We start from the raw sequence: 25,113 nt of genomic DNA on the forward strand, positions 1-25,113 counted from the left end.
TCCGCAACAAATGAGAGCGCTCTCTTGACCTCGTCCAATCCAGCGCTTAGTGTGTCCTGCATGCCCGTGGGAACGTTCCCACGGCGTCGCGCCGCGGATCCCGGATGGGTGGCCGGCCGACACCGAAGCGCACACACAAAGGAGTGACTGTGAACAGCAAACGCCGCGGCATCACCGCCGCATCCATCGCGGGGGCATCGATCCTCGCCGTCCTGGCCTCGGGGTGCAGTTCCCCCGCCGGCAGTGGCGGAGACGAGAAGATCACCCTCTCGGTCACCACGTTCGGCACCATGGGCGTCGACGCCAACTACGAGCAGTACATGGAGGAGCACCCCAACATCACCATCGAGGCCACCAACCTGGAGGGTGGTGGAGCAGCGCGCGACGACGCCTACGCCAAGATCGCCGCCGGAACCGGCCTCAGCGACGTCGTGGCCATCGAGGAGGGCTGGCTCGGAACCATCTCCGAGGTCAGCGACTCCTTCGTCGACCTTCGCGACTACGGCATCGAGGACGTCAAGGACACCTGGCTGGACTGGAAGTACGAGCAGGGCACGGACGCCGACGGGCGCGTGATCGGCGCCGGTCTCGACATCGGACCGCAGGGCATCTGCTACCGCGGTGACCTGTTCGCGGCAGCCGGTCTGCCGAGCGAGCGCAGCGAGGTCGCTGCGTACTTCGGCGGCGAGGACGCGACCTGGGACCGCTTCTTCGAGGTCGGTGAGGAGTACGTCGGTGCCACCGGGAAGGCGTTCTATCACAGCCCCCGGTTCTTCTGGAACTCCTTCGTGAACCAGCAGGAGGAGGGCTACTACAAGGCCGACGGCGAGACCCTGAACATCGAGGGCAACGACGTGCTGAAGGCGCAGTTCGCGAAGATCGTCGAGGCGGAACAGGCCGGGCTCGGTGCCGGTCTTCCGGGCTGGGACGTCGGCCCGGAGGCCAAGGAGGGCAAGTTCGCGACCTACATGTGCCCGAGCTGGATGCTCGGCATCGTGCAGGGCTATTACGACGAGGGCACGACCGACAGCGGTTGGGACTTCGCCGACGTGATGCCCGGCGGCGCTGCCAACTGGGGCGGTGCGTTCCTCGGCGTCGCCGAGAACTCCGAGCACAAGGAGGAGGCGGCCGAGCTCGCCCTCTGGCTCGCATCCCCTGAGGCGCAGGCCGCATCGTTCGAACTCGCCGGTCCGTTCCCGAGCACGCTCGACGGCCAGGAGCTCGTGAAGGACTCCACCAACCCGTTCTTCAACGACGCGCCGGTGGGCGAGATCTTCGCCGCGCGGTCGGAGGGGGTCGTGGCCCAAGTGAAGGGTCCTGAGGACTCCAACATCCAGGACAACGTGTTCGGTCCGATCCTCGACCGGGTGAGCCAGGGCGAGATCACCGATGGTGACACCGCCTGGAACGAGGCGCTCAAGCTGCTCGACCAGCTCGTCGGCTGACCTCCTCTCCGACGCAGCTCGCCGGGGCGTCCGTTCGCACGCGGACGCCCCGGCACCCCTCCCGCTCCCTCTCCCGGATTGGCAGAGCCATGACCAGCACCGCAACCGTCCGCCGGCCACCTGCCGCGTTGACGTTCAGACAGAAGCTGAACCGCTTCGACTACCGCGCCTCGCCGTACCTGTACATCGCGCCGTTCTTCATCCTCTTTGCCCTCATCGGCATCTTCCCGATCGTCTACACCTTCAACGTCTCGCTGTACGAGTGGCATCTGTTGAAGGGCCAGGGCGACTTCGTCGGACTCGACAACTACGTCTCCGTCCTCTCGGACCCGTTCTTCTGGAACGCGTTCGGCAACACCGTCAGCATCTTCCTGCTCTCGGCGGTGCCGCAGCTCGTCATCGCGACGCTGATCGCCGCCCTCCTCGACCAGACGCTCCGCGGACGCACGTTCTGGCGGATGAGCATCCTGCTGCCGTACATCGTGGCGCCGGTCGCCGTCGCGGTCATCTTCCTGCAGATCTTCAACCAGTACCACGGACCGGTCGCCGGCCTCCTCGAGCTCTTCGGGCTCGACCCGATCCGGTGGGCGTTCGACGTCTTCCCCTCGCACGTCGCCATCGCGAGCATGGTGAACTGGAGGTGGACCGGCTACAATGCCCTCATCCTCCTCGCTGCGATGCAGGCGATCCCACGGGACGTCTACGAGTCCGCCGCGCTGGACGGTGCGAACAAGCTCCGACGGTTCTGGTCGATCACGATCCCGATGATCCGCCCGACGCTCATCTTCGTCGTCATCACCTCGACGATCGGCGGGCTGCAGATCTTCACGGAACCGAAGCTGTTCGATCCCCGGAGCAACGGCGGATCCGACCGGCAGTTCCAGACGATCGTCCTGTACCTGTACGAGCTCGCCTTCCCGAGACGGGACTTCGGTCGAGCATCCGCCACCGCCTGGATCCTGTTCCTCGTGATCATCCTCGCGGGCCTGATCAACTTCGCCATCACCAGGGCCATCCGGACGAACGACGCACGTCCGGTGCGGATCCCGAAGGTGCGCGACACCCTCATCACGACGCGGTCCGTCAGCACCAGCCCGGCCCGCTCGCGTTCGACGACCACGAGCACCACCGACCAGCGAGGCGGACGAGCATGAGCACCCTGATGGAACGCACGCGGACCGAACCGACCGCGACCACGGAGGCCCCGCGGTACCGCAAGGGCAAGGACCACGAGCGGCCGGGCATCCTCACCTACGCCATCCTCATCGCGTTCTTCGCCATCTCGGCGTTCCCGTTGTGGTGGTCGTTCGTCATCTCGAGTCGGCAGTCCTCCGACACGAACCTCGTGCCGCCCGCCGTCCTCCCCGGCCCGAACTTCCTCGGCAACGCGGCGAAGGTGTTCGAGACCGCCCCGTTCCTGCAGGCGCTCGCGAACAGCGTCATCATCTCGGGCGCGATCACGGTCTCGGTGGTGTTCTTCTCGACCCTCGCCGGCTACTCCTTCGCGAAGCTGAAGTTCCGGGCCAGCAACGGGCTGCTCCTCGCGGTGATCGCCACGATGGCGATCCCCACCCAACTCGGCATCATCCCGTTGTTCATGCTCATGGCCGAGTGGGAGTGGGTGGGGACGCTCCAGGCGGTGATCCTGCCAGGGCTCGTGACCGCGTTCGGTGTGTTCTTCATGCGCCAGTACCTCGTCGACGTCATCCCCGACGAGCTCATCGAGGCCGCGCGCGTCGACGGCGCGTCGATGTGGGGCACCTTCTGGCATGTCGCGCTGCCGGCCGCCCGACCGGCGATGGCCGTCCTCGCGCTCTTCACCTTCATGGCCGCGTGGACCGACTTCCTCTGGCCACTCCTCGTCCTCGGTCCGCGGAACCCGAGTGTCCAGACGGCGCTCGCGGCCCTGAGCGCGAGCGGCGGACAGACCCCGGACCACTCACTCGTGCTCGCTGGCGCGGTGCTCTCGGTGATCCCACTGCTGATCCTCTTCGTCCTCGCCGGGAAGCAGCTCGTGGCGGGCATCATGCAGGGCGCGGTCAAGGGATGACGCCCGCGCCGCATACAGTGTCTTCACACCGGCACGACTGAGGAGACACACCATCGACACCGAGACGGACTCCACCGTCCCCACGCTCATCGCGGTGGCAGCGCTCGCGGGCGTCTCCAAGTCCACCGCCTCCCGCGTCATCAACGGGTCCTCCCAGGTGACGCCGGAGGCGGTCGCGTCCGTGACCGCGGCCGTCGAGCAGCTGCACTACGTCCCGAACCGCGCGGCACGCAGCCTCGTGCGTCGGCGTGCGCAGACGATCGCGATGGTCATCCCGCAACGCACCGCCGAGTTCTTCGCCGACCCCTACTTCGCCGAGGTCATCCAGGGTGCCGCGATGTACGCGTCGTCGACCGACTACACGCTGACGCTGCTGATCGAATCCGACGTCGACCCGGACAAGACCCGCCGGTTCCTCACCGGCGGCAACGTGGACGGCGCGCTCGTCCTCTCGCATCACACGAGCATGCAGGCGTACGCGAAGCTGTCGACGTCCCTCCCGGTCGTGTTCGGGGTGCGGGCGCTCGAGGAGACGACGCCACCTGGACATGTCGTCGACGTCGACAACGTGGAGGCGGGCGCCCTGGCGACCCGGCGTCTGGTGGAGGCCGGTCGGTCCCGCATCGCCACGATCACCGGCCCGCTCGACACCGCGGCCGGTATCGACCGCCGTGCCGGGTGGCGGCGCGCCCTCCTCGAGGCGGGACTCGAGCCGGGACCCGAGGAGGAGGGTGACTTCACGCCGACGAGCGGCGCACGCGCGATGGAACGGCTCCTCGCAGACGGCCGGCAGGTCGATGCGGTGTTCGCGGCGTCGGCGCAGATGGCGACGGGCGCGCTCGGTGTGCTCCGCGACCGCGGGATCCCGGTTCCGACGCGGATCGCCATGACCTCGGTGGACAACAACGTCTTCGCGGTCGACGCCTATCCGGCGCTGACGACGGTCGATCTGCGCACGGCTGAGAAGGGGGCGTTGCTCGTGCAGACGCTGCACCGGCTCATCGCCGGTGAGGACGTCCCCGAGATGACGACGATCCCGTGCGAACTGGTGGAGCGCGCCTCGGTGTGAGCCGGTGGAGCGCACCTCGGTGTGCATCCCGCTCCACCGCCTGCTCAGAACCGGATCTGCGTCTTCGGTCCGGAGCCGGCCGCGCGGGGGAGTCCCGCGGCGAGCGCCCGGGGCACGTCCTCGAGGGTGATCACGGAGCCGATCAATCGCCGGACCGTGTCGCCCATGGAGGCGAACCGTCGCGCCGCCTCATCGATGCAATCTGATCCGCCGAGCACCGCGTGGAGTGTGGCGTCGAGGGCGATGAGTCTGCCTGATGGCAGCCCCGAGTCGCCGCCGGGCACGCCGAGCAGTGCGACGCGGACGCCGGCGGTGGCGTTGTCGAGGAGGCGACGGGTGACCTCGGCCGAACCCGTGGCCTCGATGATCACGTCGAAGCGCTCGTCGCCGAGGTCGGCCGGATCGCGCGTGGCCAGGCCGAAGTCCGCGGCGAACCGCCGATCGGACTCACGGCGGGCCACGACCGTGACGGACGCCCCGGAGTCCGCGGCGAAGAGCGCGGCGAACATGGCGAGCGTGCCGGCGCCCCAGACGAGCACGCGGTCGCCGGGCCCCACTGCCGCGAGTCGGACGCCACGGAGTGAGCAGGAGGCGGGTTCGACCATCGCGCCGAGGTCCGCGTCGACCCCGGCCGGGAGGTGATGGACGGCGCGCTCGGGGACGACGAGGAGTTCTGCGAGGGCTCCCTCCAGTTGTCCGAGGACGCCGAGTTCGAGGTGGTCGGGGCAGAGATGGTGTCGCCCCGTGGCGCAGAGCGTGCAGGTGCCGCACCCGATGAAGGTGTCACCGGTGACGAGGTCGCCCGGTGCGGTCGCGGTGACACCCTCGCCCACGGAGACCACCCGACCGGCCCACTCGTGGCCGGGTTGGAGCGGCAGGGTGGTGCGGCCGTCGGCGAGGTACGGCATGGTGCCGCGCAGCAGCGCGACATCGGTGCCGCAGAGCCCGGCGCGTTCGATGCGGATGAGGACCTCACCCGGTCCGGCCTGCGGATCCGGTCGGTCAACGACCGCGGCTTCATCCGGTGCGGTGATGCGTACGGCTCTCATGCGGTCTCCTCGTCGTGACGGCGCTGGTGCTGAGCAGCGTAGTGCGGATCGCGCCGGACACGTTAGAAGTCACACTTATGTTTCAGTTATAAATTTGATATGCTAATTTCATGACGAAGAACCCGCAGGCCACCCGCCACCAAGGCGACGCCCGCATCCTTGCGGTGCTCGCGTCGGCGACCTTCCTCCTCGATGCCGCGATCGTGTTCGGTGTCGGATTCCTCCCCGGCGTCTCAGTGCTGCCCCAGAGCGCCACGACGACGGTCGCCGCGGCGCTGACCGCCGCGCTGTTCGCGGTGCAACTCGCCATCGTCATCGCCTTCGCGCGCCTTCGTCGCGCATCCATCGCCTGACCCGTACCGCCAGATCGGAGAACGCCCCATGCATCATCCCGACCACATCTCGGAGCCGGACGCCGCACAGTACGCCCGACGGACGCGTGCTCGACTGCGGAGGAGCGCCTGGGCGCTCGCCGCATCCGCCGTCCTGTCCATGCTGACGCTCGCCACCCCGCACGCAGCGTCGGCTGCGGCCGTCATCGATCCCATCGACGGTGGCCGCGCCGGCGAGGGTCTCGTCCTGTCGTTCAACGTGGGTGGGACGGGGACGCTCGTCGTGACCGCACCGGAACACGCGACCATCGGCATCGTGACGACCGGCGGTTGCGACCAGCGGTACGCCGCCGAGGTCCGATGCGGCACCGACTCCAAGGTGTGGGCGTCGGACCTGATGGCGACCGTCCGGATCGATCCCGACGCACCCGTCGGGACGCTCGCCGGAGGGTCGATCGGGTTCGAGGTGGGCGGAAGGACGGTCGAGTCGACACCGTTCGCCCTGGAGGTGCTTCCGCCGCACGTCGGCCAGGCGGCAGCCGGACAGACCCTCAGGATGGAGGTGCCGGTCAACGGTGGCACCTCGGGGGTCATGCGCTTCACCTCCCCCGAGCAGACCGTCATCGTCGGGCTCGGGGCCTCGGGCTGCGTCACCGGCGCAGCTGGGGTGACGGCCGACTGCGGAACCGAGGGGAGTCTCTGGGAGGGCGTGCAGACCGTCGACCTCGCCGTCGCCCCCGATGCGGACTACGGCACCCTCCGCGGCGGCACCATGGGCTTCATCCAAAGCGGTCGACTGGTGTCCACCACGCCGTTCGAACTCGAACTCACCCCCGCCGCTGCGACCATGACGACCCCGCTCGACGGCGTGCTCGCGTCCGATGCGATCCTGCACGGGACCGCTCCGTCCGGCACGCAGGTCGAGGTCGATGTCGACGGCGTCCCGGTCGGGACGACGGACGCCACCGTCGAGGAGACGTGGGCGCTCCAGCCGGCCGAGTCGCTCCCCGAAGGGACGCACACCGTGACGGTCCGAGCGCGCGCCGGGGGGCTCGTCAGCACCGCGACGGATCTCGTCGTCACCATCGTCGCCCCGGTGGAACCGATCACTCCCGGGGATCCCGAGGGCCCTGAGGCGCCAGGGGTCGAGGCTCCGGGTGGGCAGCCGACGGAACCTGCTCCTGAGACCAGCGTCAGCATCGGGTCTCCTCGTGGAACCGGCGATGACACGCTCGCGAGGACCGGCACGGACACGGCACCCGTCCTGCTCGCACTCGCCTTGCTGGGCGGTGGCGCGATCGTCGGTGCCGTCGGGGTCGCCCGGTCGCGCGGGCGGGCTTGACCGCCCGCCCGCGTCAGCTCACCAGGACGACTTGCCCCCGCCTGCGACGACCGCGCTCGGCCGCTGCACCTCGGCGAGACGGGAGGTCCGGAGCGGCGTCGTCTCCCACCAGGCGTCGAAGGTGCCGGACGCCGGGTCGATCTCGAGGTGCATGCGGTGGGGTGTCTCGATGAAGATCGCGTCGACGCGGAGGACCCGCGCTCCGTCCTCGCCGCCCGTGCCCCAGGCGGCACTCGCCGTGATCGGTCCATGCGTCCGCCACGCGCCGACACCGGGGACGAGCTCCACCCGGTCGTCGCCCTCGTGCACGACCAGCACGATGTCGTCACCCTCGCCCGCCGTCACCTCGAGCGCCGTCAGCTGCGCCAGGCCGGTATCGGCGGCGGCCGAGAACGTCCGTCCGACGAGCTCGCGCAGTGACGAAGCCGCGCCGGTTTCGTCCGACGCGTCGAGCGGCGGCAGGGCGAGCCCCGCCAGGCGTTCGAGCAACGCCTGATCGGCGGTTGTGCTCACACCGCGCACCGCGTCGGAGGCCTCGCCCGTCCCGAAGGCCGGCAACAGGTGCTCCCACGCGGCGTTCAGCACGGCCTGCATGTCGAGACTCTGCCCCGTGATCGCCAGGACGACGTCGTGCTCCGGCAGGACGACGCAGTACTGACCGTAAGCGCCGTCGCCGCGGAACCCGTGACGGGCCATCCAGAACTGGAACCCGTACCCCTGCGCCCAGTCCGACTCAGGGTCGTCGCCGTTCGCGATGTGCGATCGCGTCGCCTCGGCGACCCAGGCGGCCGGCAGCAACTGTCGGCCCTCCCAGGCGCCGCCCTGCAGATAGAGCTGACCGAGTGCGGCGATCGCCTCCGTCGTCGCGTGCAGGCCGCTGTACCCGAGCTCGAAGCCCTCGTCGTCCTGCTGCCAGTCGAACTCGCCGATACCCAGTGGCTCGAGCAACCGCGGTCGCAGGTAGTCGGTGAGCGTCCCGCCCGTGACGCGCTGGACGATCGCCGCGGCCGTGTACGTGCAGGGCTGGTTGTACGCGAAGACGGTTCCCGGGTCCTCGTCGGGCGGGAGGAGCAGGAAGCCGCGGACGAGGTTCGTCGGGTCGATCGCAGCGGCCCGCATGATCGTCTCCTCGCGGTGGCCGCTCGCCATCGCGAGCACGTGTCGCACGCGCATGGCGCGGCTGCGGGGGTCGGTGATCTCGGCGTCGAGCTCCGGGAAGTGGCTGATGATCGTGTCGTCGAGTCCGAGCAGGCCCTCCTCGACGGCGAGGCCGACGGCGGTCGAGGTGAAGCTCTTGCTCAGCGAGTACAGCAGGTGCACCCGATCAGCCGAGTACGGCGCCCACCAGCCCTCGGCGACGACGTTCCCGCCGCGCAGGAGCATCAGGCTGTGCGGTTCGACGTTCGGCGTGTGCTCGAGGGCCGTGATGAACGCCTCGATCCCGGCGGCGTCGACGTGCTGGGCGGACGGAGTGCTTCGCTGCAGGCTCATCCCTCCATGCTGCCATCTGCCGGCGGTGGGATCGACCCGACGCTCAGTCCTGGTCGGCGTCGAGCTGGTCTCGGAGTCCCTGGTTGATGTCCTCGAGATCGAGCACGCGAGCGATGCCGGCGAGGTTGACGCCGTCGTCGCGGAGGTCGGTGACGCGCTTGAGTCGCTCGATGTCATCCTCGCTGTAGCGACGGGTGCCGCCCTCGGTCCGGGACGGGGTGAGGAGGCCTTTGCTCTCGAAGAGCCGCAGGGACGCCTCCGGGACGCCGGCGAGCTGGGCTGCGACGGCGATGCCGTACACGGGTGTCGCGCCGTCACGATCGGCCATGCTTGAGGTTTCCTTTGAACGGGTTGCAATGGATCAGGTTTCGGATGTATAAAAAATCTACACCACGAAGTGCAGATCTGAACCACCGGATCTGTGGCTTCCGGGCACTGACAATCGATGAGCCCGATCCGTCATCGGGCGACAGGGAAGGAGAACACCCATGGCAATGACCCTCGATCCCATCAGCCAGCTCGACCGCTTCGCGGCCTCCGTACTGGACTCCGTGCGCGCACCCCGGCCCATGCCGGTGGACCTCTTCCGTGACGGCGACCGGTACATGATGGTCGCCGACCTCCCCGGCATCGACCCCGGATCCATCGACGTCGACGTCGACGGAGGTCAGCTGACCATCCGTGCTCAGCGCACGGCCGACAGTCGCGAGGGTGTCCGCTGGCTCGCACGCGAGCGCGGTGGCGGCCACTTCCTGCGGCAGTTCACCCTCGGCGAGGGAGTCGACCTCGACGGCATCACCGCGTCCTACGACAGCGGTGTGCTCTCCGTGATCATCCCGGTGAGCGAGCGTGCGAAGCCGCGGAAGATCACCGTCGACTCCACGACCGACCACCCGCAGTCGATCAACGCCTGAGCCGGGCTCGACACTCGTCCGAATCGAACGAATCGAACGAACCGAACGCCCCGCCCACGATCCGTGGGTGGGGCGTTCGCCCGTGTGCGACCGGCGGTCGGCATACTGGGGGCATGTCCCGCGTCCAACGGATCCTCGTAGCGTCAGCCCTGCTCGTGATCGCCGCACTCGGCCTGTTGGTCGCGGCGACGCAGACCACGATGATCTGGTACCAGGCGCCGGGTGCCGACGGCATCGCGACGGAACAGGTCGCGGTGTTCGAGCCGGCGGTGGTCGGCACTGTGGTCGCCGCCGTAGCGGTGCTGGCGCTCCTGGCGCACCTGGTCCTCGTGATCCGACGCGCGGTGCCTCGGATCCAGTGGGTCGTCGCCATCGCGCTGACCGTCGTGACCGTGATCGCCGCGGTCCTCGTGTCCATCGCGGATCGGCCGGTGTTCTAACGCACGTCGAGCTCAGCCGAGCAGCTCGGCCAGCAGGGCCCGAGTCGTCTCCTCGCTCGCCCCGGGGGCCTGCAGGCGCACCCAGTCGTCGCCACGTCGAGCATGCGCCGAGTGCTCGCTCCCAGTCGCATCCACGGCGCCGACCGGACTGTCCTCGCGAAGCACCCACGCACCTCCGGGGAGCACAGTGAACCGGACGAGCTCGCGGGAGTCCGCGGACAGCAGTCGGCAGTCGAGCCCGCCGACCCGCTGGAGCGAGTCCTGCACGAGGTGGTAGCTCGGTGTCGCGGTGCTCACGTAGCTCGCGCCGGTGGCGGCTGCGCCGAGGTGTGCCGCCGCGGTGTCCACCGGCAACGCCGTGGCGCAGGAGCGCGAGGTGGGTGCCGACGACGACGGGGGCGCGGTGGGTGCCTGAACCGGGGCCGCCGCAAGCGCTGTCCGAGCCAGTTCCTCCGTGCGCGTCCCGTTCGGGTCGTCGACCCCTGCCGCATCGACCTCGATGAACCGCTCGCCGTCGAGGGCGTGGACGGAGCAGGCGCCGTCCGAGCACATCGTCCCGTTGATCTCGCCGACGCTCGCGCTCCAGTCGGTGTGCTCGTACCAGTGGTTGAAGGTTGCCCAGTGGTCGACACCCTCTCCGACGAGTCGGACGGTCAGTGAGGTGCCGGCCGCCTCATCGGCCCAGGCGCAGACGGTCCCGCCGTCCTCCAGGACCGGGGCGTCGTCGACGGTGAGCGGTTGCGGCGCGGCTGCGGCGCCCAGGAAGGATGCGACCTCCGCGTCCGGGACGAGCGCATCGCAGGCGAGCCCCGGGAAGGCGGACGTCGGCGCGGATGGGAGTGCCACCGATGCATTCGGTGCGGAGCCGGCCGGAGTCCCGGTGGGCACCCCCGACGGCGGCGCGCTACACGCCGCGAGGACGCCCAGCAGCGCGGCGATCGTGAGGACGCGTGCGCCACGTGCGACCGCGGGCACCGTTCGACTCAGCCCACTGCTCATCGTCGCCGGAACAGCCCTCGCTTGCGGCGATGGAACGGCGGGACACTGGTCAGGAGATGCTTCGCGCCAGGCGCCACGTACATGACGTCGATCGGCACGCTCGCCGAGTACGTCGCGAGGGCTCGTGCGAGCGGACCGCTGATCGTCTCACGGGCGGTCGGGGCGCCGACGATGACGAGGAGGTAGCACTCGTCGAACGTGCCGCCCTCCTGCGGGGTGACCTTCCAGCCCAGCACCGCTTCGTCGACCTCGCCGTACTCGGCGAGGACCGCAGTCAGCGTCTCGGTCATCCCTGGTGGGATGCGAGCCGGCTGTCCCACCATGACCTCGGTCTCGCGCTCGACGACGCGTGGTGTGAGCACCGCCTCGCCGTCGAGCAGCTGGGCGATCTCGCCCGGGAGGAACTCCTTGCCGTGCGTGGAATGCGGGTTCAGGACCAGCCTCGCGCCTCGGGTCATCTGCCACAGGACGCGGCAAGGGAGGGCGAGGAGGTGCTGTTCGAACGACGGGACGACCTGGAGTGTCTCCTGGAAGCGCGCCTTCGAGGTGTAGAACGGCTGCACCGAGCTGCCGTCCGAGTCGAGGAGGTCAGCCAGGGTCGCCATGCCGTCGTCGGTCACGGTCCCCGCCACGATCACGGTGCTCTCGAGGAGCGCCGTCAGGAACGCGGGGGCGTTCGAGCGGTCGTTCGCGGCTGCGGCGAGGAGGGCTTCGATGTCGGGAGCGTCGGGTGCGTCGTCGTCGGCAGGCATGCCAGCAGCGTATCCCGGCCGTGTGGGAAGGTGCGTGTGCTCAGCAGCAGTCGCAGGTGTCCGTGTTCTCCGAGGTGAGCGATGAGACCGGCCGCTTGCACGCGTCTCCACGCCAGGCTTCGACGCCCTCACGGACCGCGAAGCCGGCGATGACGAGGGCGGCGACGCCGTCCGCCCAGGCCCAGCCGAGGGTGCTGTTGAGGACCAGCCCGATGAGGACCGCGGCCGACAGGTAGGAGCAGATGAGCGTCTGCTTCGAGTCGGCGACGGCGGAGGCGGAGCCGAGTTCCTTGCCGGTCCGGCGCTCGAACAGCGAGAACGCCGGCATGATCACGACGCTGACCGCCGCGAGGACGATGCCGACGGTCGAGTGCTGGACCTCGGCGAACCCGAGCAGCGAGCGGGCGGCGTCGACGCTCACGAACGCGGCGAGGCCGAAGAACGACAGGGCGATCACCCGGAGCGCGACCCGTTCCCGACGATGGGGATCGGGGCTCGAGAACTGCCAGGCGACCGCGGCGGCGGACAGGACCTCGACGATCGAGTCGAGACCGAAGCCGACGAGGGCTGCCGATGAGGCGACGGTCCCGGCCGACAGGGCGACGATGGCCTCGAGGACGTTGTAGGCGATGGTCGCCGCGACGATCCAGCGGATCCGGCGCTGCAGCGTCGCGCGTCTGGCGGGGCTCAGCTGGGCGCGGAGACGAGGGCTCGGCAGGCCGACGGTGCTCATGCGCAGGTGCAGCTCTCACCCGAGCAGCAGGCGGGATCGACGATCAGGACGAGCCGGAGGAGGTCGTCGAGCGCCGGCGCCAGGTGGCTGTCCGCCAGGCGGTACCAGGTGTTGCGTCCTTCCTTGACGCCTTCGACGAGGCCGCAGCCGCGGAGACAGGCGAGCTGGTTCGACATGACCTGTCGGGAGACGCCGAGTGCGTCCGCGAGGTCGGAGGGGAAGGCCGGTGCCTCGCGGAGGGTCAGGAGGATGCGTGCCCGGGTCTCGTCCGACAGGGCGTGCCCCAGCCTTGCGAGTGCGGCAGTGTGCGTCAGGGTCGCGGTCGGCGTCATGGTGTCGGTCACGCGAACGACAGTACACGAAACACTGTATCGATCAAGCCTCGCGGTCGCCCGAACAGCCGCGTTAGGCGAGGCGAAACGCTGGCAATCGGACATTTCGGCTTGCCGCCGCCGCACCGCGCTGGCAACGTTGACGGGTCCTCGCGGCATGGCGCCCGAACGCATCTCCGCGTCCAGGACGCATCACAGGAAGACCCCGCGACATGACGTTCTGGCCGCTGCTCCTCATCGCGCTCGGCGTCTCCGCCGACGCCTTCGCCGTCGCCCTCACCAAGGGCCTGCACATGCGGCGGTTCAACGTGCGTCACGCGCTCGTGATCGCCGGGACCTTCGGCCTGTTCCAAGCGGTCATGCCGCTCGTCGGCTGGTTCCTCGGCACGCAGTTCGCGCGGTACATCACGGAGATCGACCACTGGGTCGCCTTCGGCCTGCTCGCCCTCGTCGGCGGCAAGATGCTCTGGGAGGCGTTCTCGAGCCACGAGGACACCGAGGTCGACTCCGACCGTATCGACGTCCGGCGACTCCTCATCCTCGCGCTCGCCACGAGCATCGACGCGCTCGCCATCGGCATCACGCTCGCGTTCCTGCCCGGCTCGATCCTCGAAGCCGTCGCCCTCATCGGACTGACGACGTTCGTGCTCGCCTTCCTCGGCGTCTTCATCGGCCGTCGCGTCGGTCAGCGCTTCGGCAAGCCGGCGGAGATCGCCGGTGGAGTCATCCTGATCCTCATCGGTGTCAAGATCCTCATCGACCACCTCACGGGTTAGTCGGCGGTCACCGCTTCCGGGTGAAGATCGCGCCGGTCGACACGTCCTCGCCGAGCGCCTCGAGGCTCCGCCCACGCGTCTCGGGTACCTGGGTGGCGACGAACAGGAGCGCGAGTGCGCCGACACCCGCGAACAGGAAGAAGGTCCCGGTGATGCCGAGGCCGTCGACGAGGGACGGGAAGTACAGCGCCAGGAACCCGTTGGCGACCCAGAGCATGAAGATCGAGACACCCATGCCGAGACCGCGCATCTGGAGTGGGAAGACCTCGGCGAGGTAGACCCAGACCGCCACGTTGAGGAACGTCTGCATGGAGCCGACGAACACGACCACGAGGACCAGGATGACCCAGGGACGCATCGGGTCGCCCGGCTCGAGCACCATCGAGGAGAAGCCGATGAGCAGATGGCACGCGGTCGTGAGCGAGAAGCCGATGACGAACGTCTTCCGTCGGTCGAGTCGGTCCATGTAGGTGAGGGCGATGAAGCCGCCGACGACGGCGATGACACCGGGCGCGATGTTGGCGATGAGTGCGGCACTCTCGTCGAAGCCCGACTCCACGAGCACGGTCTGCCCGTAATACATGATCGAGTTGATCCCCGTGAGCTGCTGGGCGATCCCGACGCCGACACCGACGAGCAGGATGCGCACGAGCCACGGGTTGCGGAGGACGGCCCCGAGCCCGATCCGGTGTTGGTCGCGCTGCGCGGTGATGGACGCCTCCACTTCCGCGAGTTCGGCGACGGCGCGGTCGTCGGAGCGGACGGTCCGCAGGACGTCCAGGGCGTCCTCGCGGCGACCGTGGTCGACGAGCCACCGCGGTGACTCGGGCATCCGCAGCATGCCGACGAACAGCGCGACCGCCGGGAGGGCGCAGACGACGAACATGATGCGCCAGACGCTCGTGTGCTCGCTGAACACGGTGCCGATGACCGCGTTGATCACGAACGCCGACAACTGTCCGAGGACGATCGCGACCTCGTTCCGGCCGGTGATCGACCCGCGGATCTCATACGGGGCGAGCTCCGCCAGGTAGACCGGGACGACGGCGGAGGCACCGCCGACGGCGAGACCGAGAAGGATGCGACCGGCGACGAGCAGCTCGACGTTCGGTGAGCAGACGACGACCAGCGTGCCGACGAAGAAGAGGACGGCCAGCACGAGGATGCTCCGACGTCGGCCCCAGGCGTCCGACACCCGCCCGCCGAGCAGCGCACCGACGGCGGCCGCGAAGACGAGTGAACTCGTCACGACACCCTCGGTGAGCGGGGTGAGGCCGAGCTCCGCGGTCATCGGTCGCAGTGCGCCGTTGATGACGCCGGTGTCGTACCCGAAGAGCAGGCCGCCGAAACAGGCGACGATCGAGATCAGGCCGAGGTGGCGGCGGTGCGGCCCGGGCGTGAGGGCCGGCAGCGTGCTCGCCGACTGTCGGGCTGTGGGGGATCCGGCCATCGTGCTTCCTCGTCTGCTGGGTCCCGGTGCCGAGCGGCGACGTGGACACGACGACAGTACCGGCTCCGCGCGATTGCGGGGCGGGCCGTGGCCTCGCCCCGCAACCACACCGACGCCAGGCTGAGGGAGCTGCATCGGTACAGACGGTTCGGGTCTCGTCTATCCGGCCGAGGCTACGGTCGAGAGCGATCCGCCGTTCGCGCTTGAGGATGTCCGGCGGCTGTCGTATCCTCTGCGCTCGGCGTTCCTCTGCTCCCTGAGCGACCGGTTCAGTCGTCGGTGCCCGGCCGCAGCAGGCCGCTCTCGTACGCGAGGATGACGAGCTGGGCGCGGTCATGGGCGGCGACCTTCGTCATGATGCGGTTCACGTGGGTCTTCGAGGTGTGCGGTGAGATGACGAGGTCGTCGGCGATCTGCTGGTTGGAGCGTCCGCGGGCCACGAGGAGCAACACTTCCAGCTCCCGCTCGGTGAGGAGCGCCAGCTCGGTGGGGACCTGGCGCGGGCTCGTCGGTTCGTCCGCAGCGACGACGTACCTGGTGATGAGACTCCGGGTCGCCGCGGGGGACAGGAGTGCGTCGCCGGCGTGCACCGCGCGCACGGCGCGCACGATCTCCTCGGGCTCCGAGCCCTTGCCGATGAACCCGCTCGCGCCGGCGCGCAGGGTCGCGATGAGGTTCTCGTCCTCCTCGAACGTGGTGAGGATGAGGACGCGGGTGTCCGCGAGCTCGGGGTCGGCGCAGATCGCCGAGGTCGCGCCGATGCCGTCGAGGACGGGCATGCGGATGTCCATGAGCACGACGTCCGGTCGCAACTCGCGGGCGAGAGACACCGCCTGCGCGCCGTCCACGGCTTCGCCCACGACCTCGAGGTCGGCCTCGGAGGAGAGGATGTCGGCGACGGCCTGGCGGATGAGCGACTGGTCGTCGACGACGAGCACGGTGGTCATGCGGGGGACTCCTCGGGGTGCGTCGGGGCCGGGTGTGTCGGACCGGGGTGCGTCGGCTCGCCGGTCGGGAGGCTCGCGGACAGCCGCCAGCCGCCCGGGGTCGCGCCGACGTCGACGGCCCCGCGGACGGCGGCGACGCGCTCGCGGATGCCGAGGAGTCCGTGCCCGGTGGTCGGCGCCGCGTCGGCCTGCTCACGCGGGACGCCGGGGGCCGTCGGATTGCTCACGCTGACGACGATCCTCCCGTCGCCGCCCTCGACGAGCACATGCGCACGACGCTCAGGACCGTGCTTCAGTGCGTTCGTCAGCCCCTCCTGGACGACGCGGTACGCGACCGTGTCCGTGGCGGCCGACAGCTCTGGTGCGTCGGGGTCGATCCGTGTCGTGATGTCGAGGCCTGCGGTGGTGAACTCGGCGATCAACGCATCGAGTCGGTCGAGTCCCGGTTGCGGCAGCGTTCCACGGGAGCCTGCGCCGGCGTCCCCGCCGTCGCTCCGCAGGACCTCGAGCAGGTCACCGATCTCGCCGAGCACCGTCCGTGACGCCCGGCGGATCGAGACGAGCGCCTCCTTCGCCTTCTCCGGCCGCGACTCCAGGGAGCTCGACGCCACCCCGGCGTTCAGGCTGATCACCGAGATCTGATGGGCGACGGTGTCGTGGAGGTCGCGTGCGATCCGGAGCCGCTCCTCGGTCACCCGACGCCTCGCCTCGGCCTCGCGGGTCTGTTCTGCCCGCTCCGCGCGTTCGGTGATCGCCAGGATGTACGCGCGGCGTGATCGCGTCCCGTCGCCGGCTGCGGCGGCGAACGCGATCATCACCGCGAACTGGACCGTCCGCGGATCGAAGCTGCCGATCGATGCCAGCAGGCTGAGGAGGGCGACGGCGACCATCGTCGCGACGGCCGTGATCAGGGTCGTCCGACGCGCGGAGCGCAAGGCCACCCCGAACATCGCGATCGCGGCCGCGATCACGACACCGGGAGCGAGGGTCCCCGTGATCGCCGCCGCACCGTAACAGGCGATGACGGCAGCGAGCACCGGGATCGGCCAACGTCGGCGGAGCGGGAGCAGGAGCGCGGGCGCGACGACCAGGGCGACGACGAGCGGGCTGCCCGGCCGGAACTCCGCATTGGGGAAGGGGATGAACGCCGAGGCGATGATGAGGACCGCGGCGACCACGTCGTGCACCCACGCCGGAGGTCTCCGACGCGGATCGCGCACCCGGTGATCCTGCGTCGCGGAGGTCATAGGCCCAGTCTGCCGGGAACCGGCGCCGGGCGACTCCTCCGCACGTGGCATTCCGCGGTACCACGGACGCGGTACACGGGTGTCCGCCGGTGGGGGACGCGCCGGACGGGCGACGCCGCGAGTCTGGAGTGGAGCCGGAGCACCCGGCCCCAGACGAGGAGACCCCATGCAGAGCACCACAGCGCCGCCGATCATCTCGGTCCGGGACGTCCGGCGTTCCTACGGTCGCGGTCAGAACCGGTTCGAGGCACTCAAGGGGGTGAGCTTCGACATCCACGCCGGCGAGAGTGTCGCGATCGTCGGGAAGAGCGGCTCCGGCAAGTCCACGCTCATGCACGTGCTCGCGCTCCTCGACGCACCGAGTTCCGGCACCGTCGAGCTCGAAGGGGTCGACACGAGCACCCTCCGCGGTCGCCGCCTCAACACGACCAGGAACAAGACCTTCGGGTTCGTGTTCCAGCAGTTCTTCCTCACCGCCAACGCGACGGTGCTCGAGAACGTCCTGCTCCCCATGAAGATCGCCGGCGTCCGCCGCGGTGACCGACGTCGCCGGGCGCTCGCCGCACTCGCGCAGCTCCAGCTCGAGGACAAGGCGCGGAACCGCGCGGTGAACCTCTCGGGCGGGCAGAAGCAGCGGACGGTCATCGCCCGCGCGCTCGTCAACAACCCGCGGATCATCTTCGCCGACGAACCGACCGGCAACCTCGACACGGCGACCGGCGCCGTCGTGGAGGACATCCTGTTCTCCCTCAACCGGGAGAGCGGCATCACCCTCATCGTCGTCACACACGACGAGGAGCTGGCGGCACGCTGCGATCGGCGGATCCTCATCCGAGACGGACTGCTCGTCGAGGACGAGGCGGTGGCCGCATGAGAACCGTCGACCTCATCGGGACCGCCGTCGCGAACACGTTCCGGTCCAAGACCCGGACCATCCTGACCATCCTGGCGATCTTCGTCGGAGCGTTCACGCTCACCCTGACGAACGGGCTCGGCACCGGCATCAACGCCTACATCGACGACACGGTGTCGAGCGTCGGCGCGTCCGACACGATGACCGTCACCAAGACGGCCGACACCGGCGGCGGACTGGGTGCGGCGTCGAGCGGGCCGAAGGAGTACGACCCGGACGCGGTCGCCTCCACCGGTGCCGGTGCGCCGGGATCGACCGTCGTCGCTCTGACACCGACCGATCTCGACGAGCTCGGCGGGATCGACGGCGTCCTCGACGTGCAGGCCGTGAAGTCGATCTCGACCGACTACATCGAGGCGGGCGGCGGCACGAAGTACGTCGTCGGTGTCGGTGGACTCATCTCGGGGCAGAGCGTCACCCTGCTGGACGGTGCACAGCCCGACGACGACACCGACACGCTCCAGCTGGTGCTCCCCACGTCCTATGTGGAACCGCTCGGCTTCGGAAGCGACGCCGACGCGGTCGGGCAGACGGTCACGGTCGCGATCACTGACGCGCAGCGCACGCAGCACACCGTGGACGCGACCGTCGTCGGAGTCGCCGAGGAGAGCCTCGCCTCGCCCACCGGTGCATCGATCGTGCCCAACGCCGCGCTCACCGACCTCCTCTACGAGACGCAGAACATCGGCGTCCCGTCCGACCAGGTCGAGCGGTACGCGCAGGCGTCCATCCGGTTCAGCGCGGACGCCACCGACGAGCAGGTCACGGCGTTGAAGGACCGACTGGCCGACGCGGGCTACACCGGCACGACCGTCGCGGACCAGCTCGGCACCATCAAGACGGTGATCGACGGGATCGTCCTCGTCCTCAACGCCTTTGCGATCATCGCGCTCCTCGCGGCCAGCTTCGGGATCGTGAACACCCTCCTCATGTCCGTGCAGGAGCGCACCCGCGAGATCGGGCTGATGAAGGCCATGGGGATGGGGAGCGGCAAGGTCTTCGGGTTGTTCAGCCTGGAGGCCGCGTTCATCGGCTTCCTCGGCAGTGCGATCGGCGTCGGCATCGCGGTGCTCGCCGGCACCGGCATCAGTGCCGCGCTGTCGGGATCGCTCCTCGCCGACCTGCCGGGCCTCGACCTCATCGCGTTCGACCCGGTGTCACTCGGGATGATCGTGCTGGTCGTCATGGTGATCGCGTTCCTCGCCGGCACGCTGCCCGCCGCCCGTGCCGCCAAGGCCGATCCGGTGGAGTCGCTCCGCTACGAGTGAGGTGCAGTGGTCGGGAATGCCGGGTGGCGGCTGTGGGGCGTGGCGGAAGCGACGCCCCACAGCCGCGCCGGCGCCAGGTTGAGGAGCAGCGCCGGCGCAGACGCTCAGGTCGCGTCTGCGGCGTCCACGTTACGACAAGCGGCCGTCCCGTCGTCGGAGGTTGAGGCTCCGCGCCCGCTTCTTCTCCGCTTCGCGCTTCGGGGTGGTGACGTGCTCGGGTCTGAGACCGATCCCGATGAACCTCGCCGCAAGCGGTCGGACGACGGGTCCGGCGAGCCGCATCAGCCGGATCACCGACCGCGGCGCGATGCGGTCGCCCGTGGTCGTGCGGGAGATCACCCGATGCCCCGCCCGCTGGATGCGCTGCATGATCCTGACCGGTCGCTCGCGTCGACGTTGGACGGCTGCGAGGACCCCGGACGGTGCGTCCCCTGCGGCGAGGTGGCCGGCGATCGCGTTGGACAGGGCGACCGCATCCTGGATCGCGTAGTTGACCCCGACGCCGAACATCGGTGACATCGCGTGCGCGGCGTCGCCGATGGCGATGAAGCCCGGGCGGTGCCAGCGGTCGAGGCGGTTGAGCTGGACCGAGAGGAGCTTGACCTGGTCCCAGTCGGTCAGGGTGTCGACCACCTGACGCAGGACGGGCGCGGCATCGACGATCCGGCGGCGGAGCGCCGGCAGGCCCTCGGCTCGGAGCAGCTCCGCGCCGCCCTTCCGGATGACCATGCCGGACTGGTACCGGTCACCCCGGTCGATCGTGAGCACCATGCCGCGCGGCGAGAGGTAGGCGAGGGTCGGGGGCGGCGGGTCGGCCGGCTTCGGCAGGCTGAACCACAGGACGTCGATCGGCACGCCGCTCTCGTCGGGGATGAGTCCGGCCGCGTCGCGGAGTGCCGAGGTGCGTCCGTCCGCCGCGACCGTGAGGGTGGCTCGGATCTCGATGTCGGTGGAAGTGCTGGTCGCTGGGTCGGTGTCGGTCGCTGGGGCGTCGGCGGTCGTCGTGGTCGCGCGCAGTCCACGCACCCGGCCCTGCTCCACGATCAGGCCGGCCGCCTCGGTGCGGAGGCGGAGCTCGAAGTTCGGCAGTGCGGCGGCCTCCTCGGCGAGGAAGTTCAGGAAGTCCCACTGCGGCGCGAGGACGAGGAAGCGGTCGGGTGCTGGCAGAGTGCGGAAGTCGACCATCGTCATCCGCAGGCCGTCGATCACGGCGTCCATCGCCTGCAACCGGTTGAGCGGCAGCCGCAGGAACCGCTCGCGCAGGCCGAGCTCGCCGAGCAAGGTGATGGTCGACGGGTGGATCGTGTCGCCGCGGAAGTCCCGGAAGAAGTCGGCGTGTTTCTCGAGCACGGTCACGCGGAGGCCGGACCGGGCGAGGAGGTAGCCGAGCACCATGCCGGCCGGGCCGCCACCCGCGATGACGCAGTCGCGGTCGGGGGTGTGGTCGGCGGCGTGGTCGCCGTGATCGCTGTCGGTGGGGGTCGTCGGTTTCATCGCACTGCTCCCGTCGGTCTCTTCCGGACACTACTCCGGAACCCATATCGTCGACATCATGCGTGTGTTGCAGCGGGCGGGACTGCCGCTTCTCGTGTCCGGAACGATCGTGCTCGCGCTGTCGGCGTGCACTGGTGGCGGTGGGCCCGGTGGCGACTCCGCCGGCAGTGCGTCGCCCGCTGCGTCGGTGCCGGCAAATTCCTCGAGCGGGGGCTCGGGAGACGGATCGTCCCTGCAGGTCGACTGCGCGGCGGTGGAGGCGGCCGTCGCGCCGTACATCGAGGGGCTCGTCGCGCGGGAGGACAACGGGGCGGACGAGTACGGGACCGTCTGTGGCTGGGAGGCGCCGGAGGGGACGATCGATGCGGCGGACATCCGCTCGGTGGAGATCGTCGTCTCGCCCGAGTCGAGCGAGGCGCTGTCGGCCGATGAGCTCGCCGCCGCCGGGCTCACGCCGATCCCGGATGCGACCATCGAGGCTGCCGGAGGGACCGCTTACAGTGCGACGGTCGAGACCGGTGTCGCCGCGGTGATCGTCACGACGGTGGTGCTGCCGGAGACGGAGATATCCGTCACCGGTGGGCAGTGGGCGGGCCATCCGTCGCTCGACGGACCGGCCGCGGTCGAGGTCGTGAAGGCGCTCATAGGCCCGTGAGTGGCCCGGGAGCTGCGGACCCCCTCCGATCCCCGAGCAACCCTCGTCCGTCCCTGAGCAACCCTCGCCGGTCCCTGAGAACCCTCGCCCGTCCCTGGCCAACCCTCGCCGGTCCCTGAGCAACCCTCGCCGGTCCCTGAGCCTGTCGAAGGGTGCTCGCAGGCACTTCGACAAGCTCAGTGACCGGAAGAGGTGCACCCGTATTCACTCCGGTCTCCGAGCAACCCCCTCCGGTCCCTGAGCAACCCTCGCCGGTCCCTGAGCTTGTCGAAGGGCGCACGAGGAAGCGTCCAACACCAGCGACACCCATCCGGTCCCTGAGCCTGTCGAAGGGTGCTCGCAGGCACTTCGGCAAGCTCAGTGACCGGAAGAGGTGCACCCGTATTCACTCCGGTCTCCGAGCAACCCCCTCCGGTCCCTGAGCGACCCTCGCCGGTCCCTGAGCCTGTCGAAGTGCCTGCGGGTGAACCCCGCGAATGCGGTATGCCCCCTCCGGTCCCTGAGCCTGTCGAAGGGCCCACGAGCAACTTCCACAACCACTTCGACTCAGCATCTGGAATGTCAGTGGTCCGTGGTGGACTGAAGTCATGACCGAGACCACCACCTCCGCAGTTCGAGCTGGCGATGACTACGCCGCGCAGCTCGCGGAGTTCTCGGACCACTACGCGGACATCCAGCGGCGTCGCGCCAACCTGGACGCCGAGGAGGCCCGGCTCCTGGCGCGCTCCGCCGCCTACGCGGACGCCTTCGCAGACGTCACGGTCCCGGCGATCTTCCCGCCGGCGGAACGGCAGGCGCTCTCCCGCCGCTCCACCTGCGCAGCCCTCGCGATGGCGACCCGCACGCCCGAGCGGACCGTGCAGCGGGCGACGAACGACGCCGAACTGCTCGTGAACGAAGCGCCGGCTGTGCTTGCCTCGCTGGAGGCCGGTCGTATCTCGGCGCGGCATGCGCAGACCATCACGGACCAGCTCTGCGACGTCCCGACCGCAGGGCGAGCGGTGTTCCTCGCCGAGGTCCTGCCGGTCGCCGAACAATCCACCAATGCGTACCTCCGGAAGCGTGCCCGCGTTCTGCGCGAGCGCCTCCACCCGGAATCGATCACCGCACGCGCAACCCGTTCGGAGGCTGACCGTCGGGTCGAGTTCGAGCCCGCGGCGGACGGCATGGCGTGGGTGCACCTGTTCACGACGGCACCGATCGCGCAGGGCATCGTCGAGCGCGTCGAGGCGGCCGCGGCCGAGTCACGCAAGGCCGGCGACACCCGCACCTGCGCACAACTGCAAGCCGACGCCCTCGCGGCGCTCGCACTCACCGGCACAACCCCGGAAGACGTGATGTCCAGCCCAGTCCTGCCGCACCCCATCGAGGTGCAGGAGCACATCAAGCCGACCGTGCAGATCACCGTCCCGGCGCTCACCATGGCCGGCGTCTCCGACGCACCCGGCATGCTCGATGGCTACGGCCCGATCGACCCGGAGACCGCCGCGCGTATCGCGGTCAACGCCCCCAGCTTCACGCGGATCCTCGTCCAACCCGAGACCGGCGCGGTCTTGTCGGTCGGGCGGAATCGGTACCGGGTTCCGGCCGATCTGCAACGGGCGGTGCGGTTGCGGGACGGCACCTGTCGGGCACCTGGGTGCGGGCGGCGCGCCAGGGCCTGCGACCTCGACCATTCGGTCGCGTGGGAGGACGGCGGGACCACAGATGTCGGGAACCTCGCCTGCCTCTGCCGGCATCACCATCGCATGAAGCACCTCCCCGGATGGAACCTCGACCACGGGCCCGGCGGGGTCCTCGAGTGGACGACACCCGACGGCAAACACCATCGAACGAAACCGGACCCTGCCCCATTCTGACTCCCGCCGGTCCCTGAGCCTGTCGAAGGGTTCCTCGTGGGCACTTCGACAGGCTCAGTGACCGGGAGAGGTGTGCCCGGAACCGTTTCGGTCCCTGAGCTTGTCGAAGGGCACTCGGGTTGCGCTGCCTCAGTGACCGAGCAGAGGTGTGCCCGGAACGTTCAGGCGTGCTCGTGGGCACTTCGACAGGCTCAGTGACCGGGAGAGGTGTGCCCGGAACCGGTTCGGTCCCTGAGCCTGTCGAAGGGCAGGCAGCCCCGGCGTGCTTCCGGATCCACCTCCGCACCCCGCCGGGTAGGCTCCAAACGTGGGCACCGACGAAGACCAGATGCTGTCACTCGTGTACGCGAGCACGGCGACACAGCCGTTCAGCGACGACGACCTCACCGCCTTGCTCGCCGTCTCCCGCGAGAACAACGCCCGCGCACAGCTCACCGGCATGCTCGTCCACCGTGACGGACGGTTCCTCCAGGTCCTCGAGGGCCCCGAGGCCGCCGTCCGCGAGCTGATGGTCACCCTCGCGGCCGATCCGCGCCACGCCGGTATCCGCGTGATGTTCGAGGAGCCCATCCGCGAACGCCAGTTCGCCGCCTGGACCATGGGCTTCGAACGCGCCGACACCAGCTCCGCCGCACAGCTCGACGGCTACCGCGACACCTTCGACGACCTCGACCGCGACGACCCGACGGCCACCATGCGCGCCCTGCAGGAACTCGCCCGCTGGTTCCGCAGCCGCGCCACGCGGAGCTGAGCCGCACTCAAGCCCTCGCTCACACCCGCAGTCAGCCCGCGAGCTTGCCGATCGGGCTGTCGCCGAGGTTCGCGAGCAGCTCGGCGACATCACCGTAGACCGCGACCGCACCGGCGTCACGGAGCTCCTGTTCGCCGAACCCACCGCTGCGCACGCCGATGCACTCCACACCGGCTCGCGCGGCCGCCTCGATGTCCCAGACGGCATCGCCGACCATGACCGCTCGCGAGGCCGGCACGCCCGCACGATCGAGGGCGACCTCGACGATGTCGGGCTCCGGCTTGGCGGTCTCCACGTCACCGGACGAGGTCGCCGCGAAGATCGCGTCGTCGACGTCGAGCAGCTCCCGCAGGATCTCGAGCTCGTTCTCCGGAGCCGAGGTCGCCAGCACGACTGCGATCCCGCGGCCTGCCAACTCGCCGAGCAGCTCGCGCGCACCGCCGATCACCCGCAGCCGGGAGGTGTTCTGAAGGTAGTACTCGCTGTGCAACTCCTTCGCCCGCTCGCCGTACTGCTCGACCTCGTCGGACCCGTCGAGGAGCGATTCGAGCAGCTGACCGCCGTCTTTGCCGATCGAGCGATGGATCCGCCACGCGTCGACCGGCCTGCCGGCATCGGCGAACGCGCGATCCCAGTCGTCGACGTGCAGGTAGTTCGAGTCGACGAGCGTCCCGTCGATGTCGAAGAGCACCGCGATGCGGTCGTCGGAGTTCTCGGGGACGGTGGTGTCAGCTGGTTCGGACATGCGTCCAGTCAAACCCGCGAGCCCGCGATTGTGAAGCGGTGGTCATTCTCCACAGAACGT

The 25,113-nt window shown here is 69.6% G+C and carries 26 protein-coding genes; 14 read left to right on the forward strand and 12 right to left on the reverse strand.

All coding sequences use genetic code 11. The features are described 5' to 3' along the window. Positions 1 to 143 precede the first annotated feature (143 nt). From EAO79_RS05555 to EAO79_RS05570, 4 genes are all read left to right on the forward strand, one after another. On the forward strand, positions 144 to 1,445 hold the full coding sequence (locus tag EAO79_RS05555) for an ABC transporter substrate-binding protein (protein ID WP_124768237.1): 1,302 nt from the start codon (positions 144 to 146) through the stop codon (positions 1,443 to 1,445). 89 nt (positions 1,446 to 1,534) lie between these two features. After that, positions 1,535 to 2,599 (forward strand): carbohydrate ABC transporter permease, encoded by a 1,065-nt coding sequence (locus EAO79_RS05560; protein WP_124768239.1) that lies wholly within the window; start codon positions 1,535 to 1,537, stop codon positions 2,597 to 2,599. Continuing rightward, positions 2,596 to 3,495, forward strand: coding sequence for a carbohydrate ABC transporter permease (locus tag EAO79_RS05565; protein ID WP_079704633.1), 900 nt, complete (start codon positions 2,596 to 2,598; stop codon positions 3,493 to 3,495). The genes EAO79_RS05560 and EAO79_RS05565 overlap by 4 nt, the downstream gene beginning before the upstream one ends. Before the next feature lie 94 nt (positions 3,496 to 3,589). Further along, entirely contained in the window at positions 3,590 to 4,564 is a 975-nt protein-coding gene (locus EAO79_RS05570; protein WP_240043979.1) for a LacI family DNA-binding transcriptional regulator, read from the forward strand. Positions 4,565 to 4,608: 44 nt separating this feature from the next. On the opposite strand, the gene EAO79_RS05575 is transcribed toward EAO79_RS05570, so the two are convergent. Next, positions 4,609 to 5,613 (reverse strand): zinc-binding dehydrogenase, encoded by a 1,005-nt coding sequence (locus EAO79_RS05575; protein ID WP_124768243.1) that lies wholly within the window; start codon positions 5,611 to 5,613, stop codon positions 4,609 to 4,611. Between the two features lie 110 nt (positions 5,614 to 5,723). Between EAO79_RS05575 and EAO79_RS05580 the strand changes: the two genes are divergently transcribed. Then, positions 5,724 to 5,966 carry a hypothetical protein gene (locus EAO79_RS05580; RefSeq protein WP_124768245.1) on the forward strand — a complete coding sequence of 81 codons (243 nt, stop codon included), beginning with the start codon at positions 5,724 to 5,726 and terminating at the stop codon, positions 5,964 to 5,966. A gap of 28 nt (positions 5,967 to 5,994) precedes the next feature. Further along, the gene (locus tag EAO79_RS05585; RefSeq protein WP_124768247.1) at positions 5,995 to 7,287 is read left to right on the forward strand and encodes a hypothetical protein; all 1,293 of its coding nucleotides are present in this window, start codon (positions 5,995 to 5,997) and stop codon (positions 7,285 to 7,287) included. Positions 7,288 to 7,305: 18 nt separating this feature from the next. Here EAO79_RS05585 and EAO79_RS05590 read toward each other — a convergent pair whose 3' ends face one another. Both EAO79_RS05590 and EAO79_RS05595 read right to left on the reverse strand, forming a co-directional pair. Next, complete coding sequence (locus tag EAO79_RS05590) at positions 7,306 to 8,778, reverse strand: serine hydrolase (protein ID WP_124768249.1); 1,473 nt, start codon at positions 8,776 to 8,778, stop codon at positions 7,306 to 7,308. Positions 8,779 to 8,821: 43 nt separating this feature from the next. Continuing rightward, the gene (locus EAO79_RS05595) at positions 8,822 to 9,106 is read right to left on the reverse strand and encodes a MerR family transcriptional regulator (RefSeq protein ID WP_079704638.1); all 285 of its coding nucleotides are present in this window, start codon (positions 9,104 to 9,106) and stop codon (positions 8,822 to 8,824) included. A 160-nt stretch (positions 9,107 to 9,266) separates the two neighbouring features. Between EAO79_RS05595 and EAO79_RS05600 the strand changes: the two genes are divergently transcribed. Further along, positions 9,267 to 9,692, forward strand: a complete 426-nt coding sequence (locus EAO79_RS05600; protein WP_071261327.1) for an Hsp20/alpha crystallin family protein — start codon at positions 9,267 to 9,269, stop codon at positions 9,690 to 9,692. Positions 9,693 to 9,805: 113 nt separating this feature from the next. Beyond that, a complete protein-coding gene (locus EAO79_RS05605) occupies positions 9,806 to 10,132 on the forward strand; it encodes a hypothetical protein (protein ID WP_124768251.1) in 327 nt (108 codons plus the stop codon). A 12-nt stretch (positions 10,133 to 10,144) separates the two neighbouring features. Here EAO79_RS05605 and EAO79_RS05610 read toward each other — a convergent pair whose 3' ends face one another. The 4 genes from EAO79_RS05610 to EAO79_RS05625 form a co-directional block, all read right to left on the reverse strand. Then, positions 10,145 to 10,978 carry a hypothetical protein gene (locus tag EAO79_RS05610; protein WP_124768253.1) on the reverse strand — a complete coding sequence of 278 codons (834 nt, stop codon included), beginning with the start codon at positions 10,976 to 10,978 and terminating at the stop codon, positions 10,145 to 10,147. Between the two features lie 149 nt (positions 10,979 to 11,127). Further along, positions 11,128 to 11,883 carry an enhanced serine sensitivity protein SseB C-terminal domain-containing protein gene (locus EAO79_RS05615; protein ID WP_124768255.1) on the reverse strand — a complete coding sequence of 252 codons (756 nt, stop codon included), beginning with the start codon at positions 11,881 to 11,883 and terminating at the stop codon, positions 11,128 to 11,130. Between the two features lie 40 nt (positions 11,884 to 11,923). Then, positions 11,924 to 12,616 (reverse strand): cation diffusion facilitator family transporter, encoded by a 693-nt coding sequence (locus EAO79_RS05620; RefSeq protein ID WP_124768257.1) that lies wholly within the window; start codon positions 12,614 to 12,616, stop codon positions 11,924 to 11,926. Continuing rightward, complete coding sequence (locus EAO79_RS05625; protein WP_079706164.1) at positions 12,613 to 12,948, reverse strand: helix-turn-helix transcriptional regulator; 336 nt, start codon at positions 12,946 to 12,948, stop codon at positions 12,613 to 12,615. The genes EAO79_RS05620 and EAO79_RS05625 overlap by 4 nt, the downstream gene beginning before the upstream one ends. Positions 12,949 to 13,160: 212 nt before the next feature. Here EAO79_RS05625 and EAO79_RS05630 point away from each other — a divergent pair, with 212 nt between their 5' ends. Next, complete coding sequence (locus EAO79_RS05630; RefSeq protein WP_124768259.1) at positions 13,161 to 13,724, forward strand: manganese efflux pump MntP family protein; 564 nt, start codon at positions 13,161 to 13,163, stop codon at positions 13,722 to 13,724. 7 nt (positions 13,725 to 13,731) lie between these two features. Here the strand turns inward: EAO79_RS05630 and EAO79_RS05635 are convergent, their stop codons facing one another. The 3 genes from EAO79_RS05635 to EAO79_RS05645 form a co-directional block, all read right to left on the reverse strand. After that, complete coding sequence (locus EAO79_RS05635; protein ID WP_124768261.1) at positions 13,732 to 15,174, reverse strand: sugar porter family MFS transporter; 1,443 nt, start codon at positions 15,172 to 15,174, stop codon at positions 13,732 to 13,734. A gap of 269 nt (positions 15,175 to 15,443) precedes the next feature. Next, positions 15,444 to 16,121 (reverse strand): response regulator transcription factor, encoded by a 678-nt coding sequence (locus EAO79_RS05640; RefSeq protein WP_124768263.1) that lies wholly within the window; start codon positions 16,119 to 16,121, stop codon positions 15,444 to 15,446. Then, positions 16,118 to 17,368, reverse strand: coding sequence for a sensor histidine kinase (locus tag EAO79_RS05645; RefSeq protein ID WP_164486899.1), 1,251 nt, complete (start codon positions 17,366 to 17,368; stop codon positions 16,118 to 16,120). The genes EAO79_RS05640 and EAO79_RS05645 overlap by 4 nt, the downstream gene beginning before the upstream one ends. Before the next feature lie 166 nt (positions 17,369 to 17,534). Between EAO79_RS05645 and EAO79_RS05650 the strand changes: the two genes are divergently transcribed. Further along, complete coding sequence (locus EAO79_RS05650) at positions 17,535 to 18,242, forward strand: ABC transporter ATP-binding protein (protein WP_124768267.1); 708 nt, start codon at positions 17,535 to 17,537, stop codon at positions 18,240 to 18,242. After that, a complete protein-coding gene (locus EAO79_RS05655; protein ID WP_124768269.1) occupies positions 18,239 to 19,549 on the forward strand; it encodes an ABC transporter permease in 1,311 nt (436 codons plus the stop codon). The genes EAO79_RS05650 and EAO79_RS05655 overlap by 4 nt, the downstream gene beginning before the upstream one ends. A 129-nt stretch (positions 19,550 to 19,678) precedes the next feature. Here EAO79_RS05655 and EAO79_RS05660 read toward each other — a convergent pair whose 3' ends face one another. Further along, positions 19,679 to 21,043: an FAD-dependent oxidoreductase gene (locus EAO79_RS05660; RefSeq protein WP_124768271.1), complete on the reverse strand. Its 1,365-nt coding sequence runs from the start codon at positions 21,041 to 21,043 to the stop codon at positions 19,679 to 19,681. 58 nt (positions 21,044 to 21,101) lie between these two features. On the opposite strand from EAO79_RS05660, the gene EAO79_RS05665 reads away from it, so the two are divergent. The 3 genes from EAO79_RS05665 (at position 21,102) to EAO79_RS05675 (ending at position 24,308) form a co-directional block, all read left to right on the forward strand. After that, positions 21,102 to 21,698, forward strand: coding sequence for a hypothetical protein (locus EAO79_RS05665; protein ID WP_124768273.1), 597 nt, complete (start codon positions 21,102 to 21,104; stop codon positions 21,696 to 21,698). Between the two features lie 587 nt (positions 21,699 to 22,285). After that, positions 22,286 to 23,557, forward strand: a complete 1,272-nt coding sequence (locus EAO79_RS05670) for an HNH endonuclease signature motif containing protein (protein ID WP_124768275.1) — start codon at positions 22,286 to 22,288, stop codon at positions 23,555 to 23,557. 307 nt (positions 23,558 to 23,864) lie between these two features. Continuing rightward, the gene (locus EAO79_RS05675; protein ID WP_241160995.1) at positions 23,865 to 24,308 is read left to right on the forward strand and encodes a BLUF domain-containing protein; all 444 of its coding nucleotides are present in this window, start codon (positions 23,865 to 23,867) and stop codon (positions 24,306 to 24,308) included. Positions 24,309 to 24,339: 31 nt separating this feature from the next. On the opposite strand, the gene EAO79_RS05680 is transcribed toward EAO79_RS05675, so the two are convergent. Next, positions 24,340 to 25,053, reverse strand: a complete 714-nt coding sequence (locus EAO79_RS05680) for an HAD family hydrolase (RefSeq protein ID WP_124768277.1) — start codon at positions 25,051 to 25,053, stop codon at positions 24,340 to 24,342. Positions 25,054 to 25,113: the final 60 nt, after the last annotated feature.

The sequence above is a fragment of the Plantibacter sp. PA-3-X8 genome, assembly GCF_003856975.1.
Classification (GTDB): domain Bacteria; phylum Actinomycetota; class Actinomycetes; order Actinomycetales; family Microbacteriaceae; genus Plantibacter; species Plantibacter auratus.

Excerpts from the sequence above, each read along its gene's own strand:
- EAO79_RS05600 (WP_071261327.1), top strand. The coding sequence starts at position 9,267 with ATGGCAATGACCCTCGATCCCATCAGCCAGCTCGACCGCTTCGCGGCC.
- EAO79_RS05590 (WP_124768249.1), bottom strand. The coding sequence starts at position 8,778 with ATGAGCCTGCAGCGAAGCACTCCGTCCGCCCAGCACGTCGACGCCGCC.
- EAO79_RS05640 (WP_124768263.1), bottom strand. The coding sequence starts at position 16,121 with ATGACCACCGTGCTCGTCGTCGACGACCAGTCGCTCATCCGCCAGGCC.
- EAO79_RS05620 (WP_124768257.1), bottom strand. The coding sequence starts at position 12,616 with ATGAGCACCGTCGGCCTGCCGAGCCCTCGTCTCCGCGCCCAGCTGAGC.
- EAO79_RS05670 (WP_124768275.1), top strand. The coding sequence starts at position 22,286 with ATGACCGAGACCACCACCTCCGCAGTTCGAGCTGGCGATGACTACGCC.
- EAO79_RS05650 (WP_124768267.1), top strand. The coding sequence starts at position 17,535 with ATGCAGAGCACCACAGCGCCGCCGATCATCTCGGTCCGGGACGTCCGG.
- EAO79_RS05575 (WP_124768243.1), bottom strand. The coding sequence starts at position 5,613 with ATGAGAGCCGTACGCATCACCGCACCGGATGAAGCCGCGGTCGTTGAC.
- EAO79_RS05580 (WP_124768245.1), top strand. The coding sequence starts at position 5,724 with ATGACGAAGAACCCGCAGGCCACCCGCCACCAAGGCGACGCCCGCATC.
- EAO79_RS05660 (WP_124768271.1), bottom strand. The coding sequence starts at position 21,043 with ATGAAACCGACGACCCCCACCGACAGCGATCACGGCGACCACGCCGCC.
- EAO79_RS05560 (WP_124768239.1), top strand. The coding sequence starts at position 1,535 with ATGACCAGCACCGCAACCGTCCGCCGGCCACCTGCCGCGTTGACGTTC.
- EAO79_RS05680 (WP_124768277.1), bottom strand. The coding sequence starts at position 25,053 with ATGTCCGAACCAGCTGACACCACCGTCCCCGAGAACTCCGACGACCGC.
- EAO79_RS05585 (WP_124768247.1), top strand. The coding sequence starts at position 5,995 with ATGCATCATCCCGACCACATCTCGGAGCCGGACGCCGCACAGTACGCC.
- EAO79_RS05595 (WP_079704638.1), bottom strand. The coding sequence starts at position 9,106 with ATGGCCGATCGTGACGGCGCGACACCCGTGTACGGCATCGCCGTCGCA.
- EAO79_RS05565 (WP_079704633.1), top strand. The coding sequence starts at position 2,596 with ATGAGCACCCTGATGGAACGCACGCGGACCGAACCGACCGCGACCACG.
- EAO79_RS05625 (WP_079706164.1), bottom strand. The coding sequence starts at position 12,948 with ATGACGCCGACCGCGACCCTGACGCACACTGCCGCACTCGCAAGGCTG.
- EAO79_RS05605 (WP_124768251.1), top strand. The coding sequence starts at position 9,806 with ATGTCCCGCGTCCAACGGATCCTCGTAGCGTCAGCCCTGCTCGTGATC.
- EAO79_RS05655 (WP_124768269.1), top strand. The coding sequence starts at position 18,239 with ATGAGAACCGTCGACCTCATCGGGACCGCCGTCGCGAACACGTTCCGG.
- EAO79_RS05645 (WP_164486899.1), bottom strand. The coding sequence starts at position 17,368 with ATGACCTCCGCGACGCAGGATCACCGGGTGCGCGATCCGCGTCGGAGA.
- EAO79_RS05635 (WP_124768261.1), bottom strand. The coding sequence starts at position 15,174 with ATGGCCGGATCCCCCACAGCCCGACAGTCGGCGAGCACGCTGCCGGCC.
- EAO79_RS05665 (WP_124768273.1), top strand. The coding sequence starts at position 21,102 with ATGCGTGTGTTGCAGCGGGCGGGACTGCCGCTTCTCGTGTCCGGAACG.
- EAO79_RS05615 (WP_124768255.1), bottom strand. The coding sequence starts at position 11,883 with ATGCCTGCCGACGACGACGCACCCGACGCTCCCGACATCGAAGCCCTC.
- EAO79_RS05630 (WP_124768259.1), top strand. The coding sequence starts at position 13,161 with ATGACGTTCTGGCCGCTGCTCCTCATCGCGCTCGGCGTCTCCGCCGAC.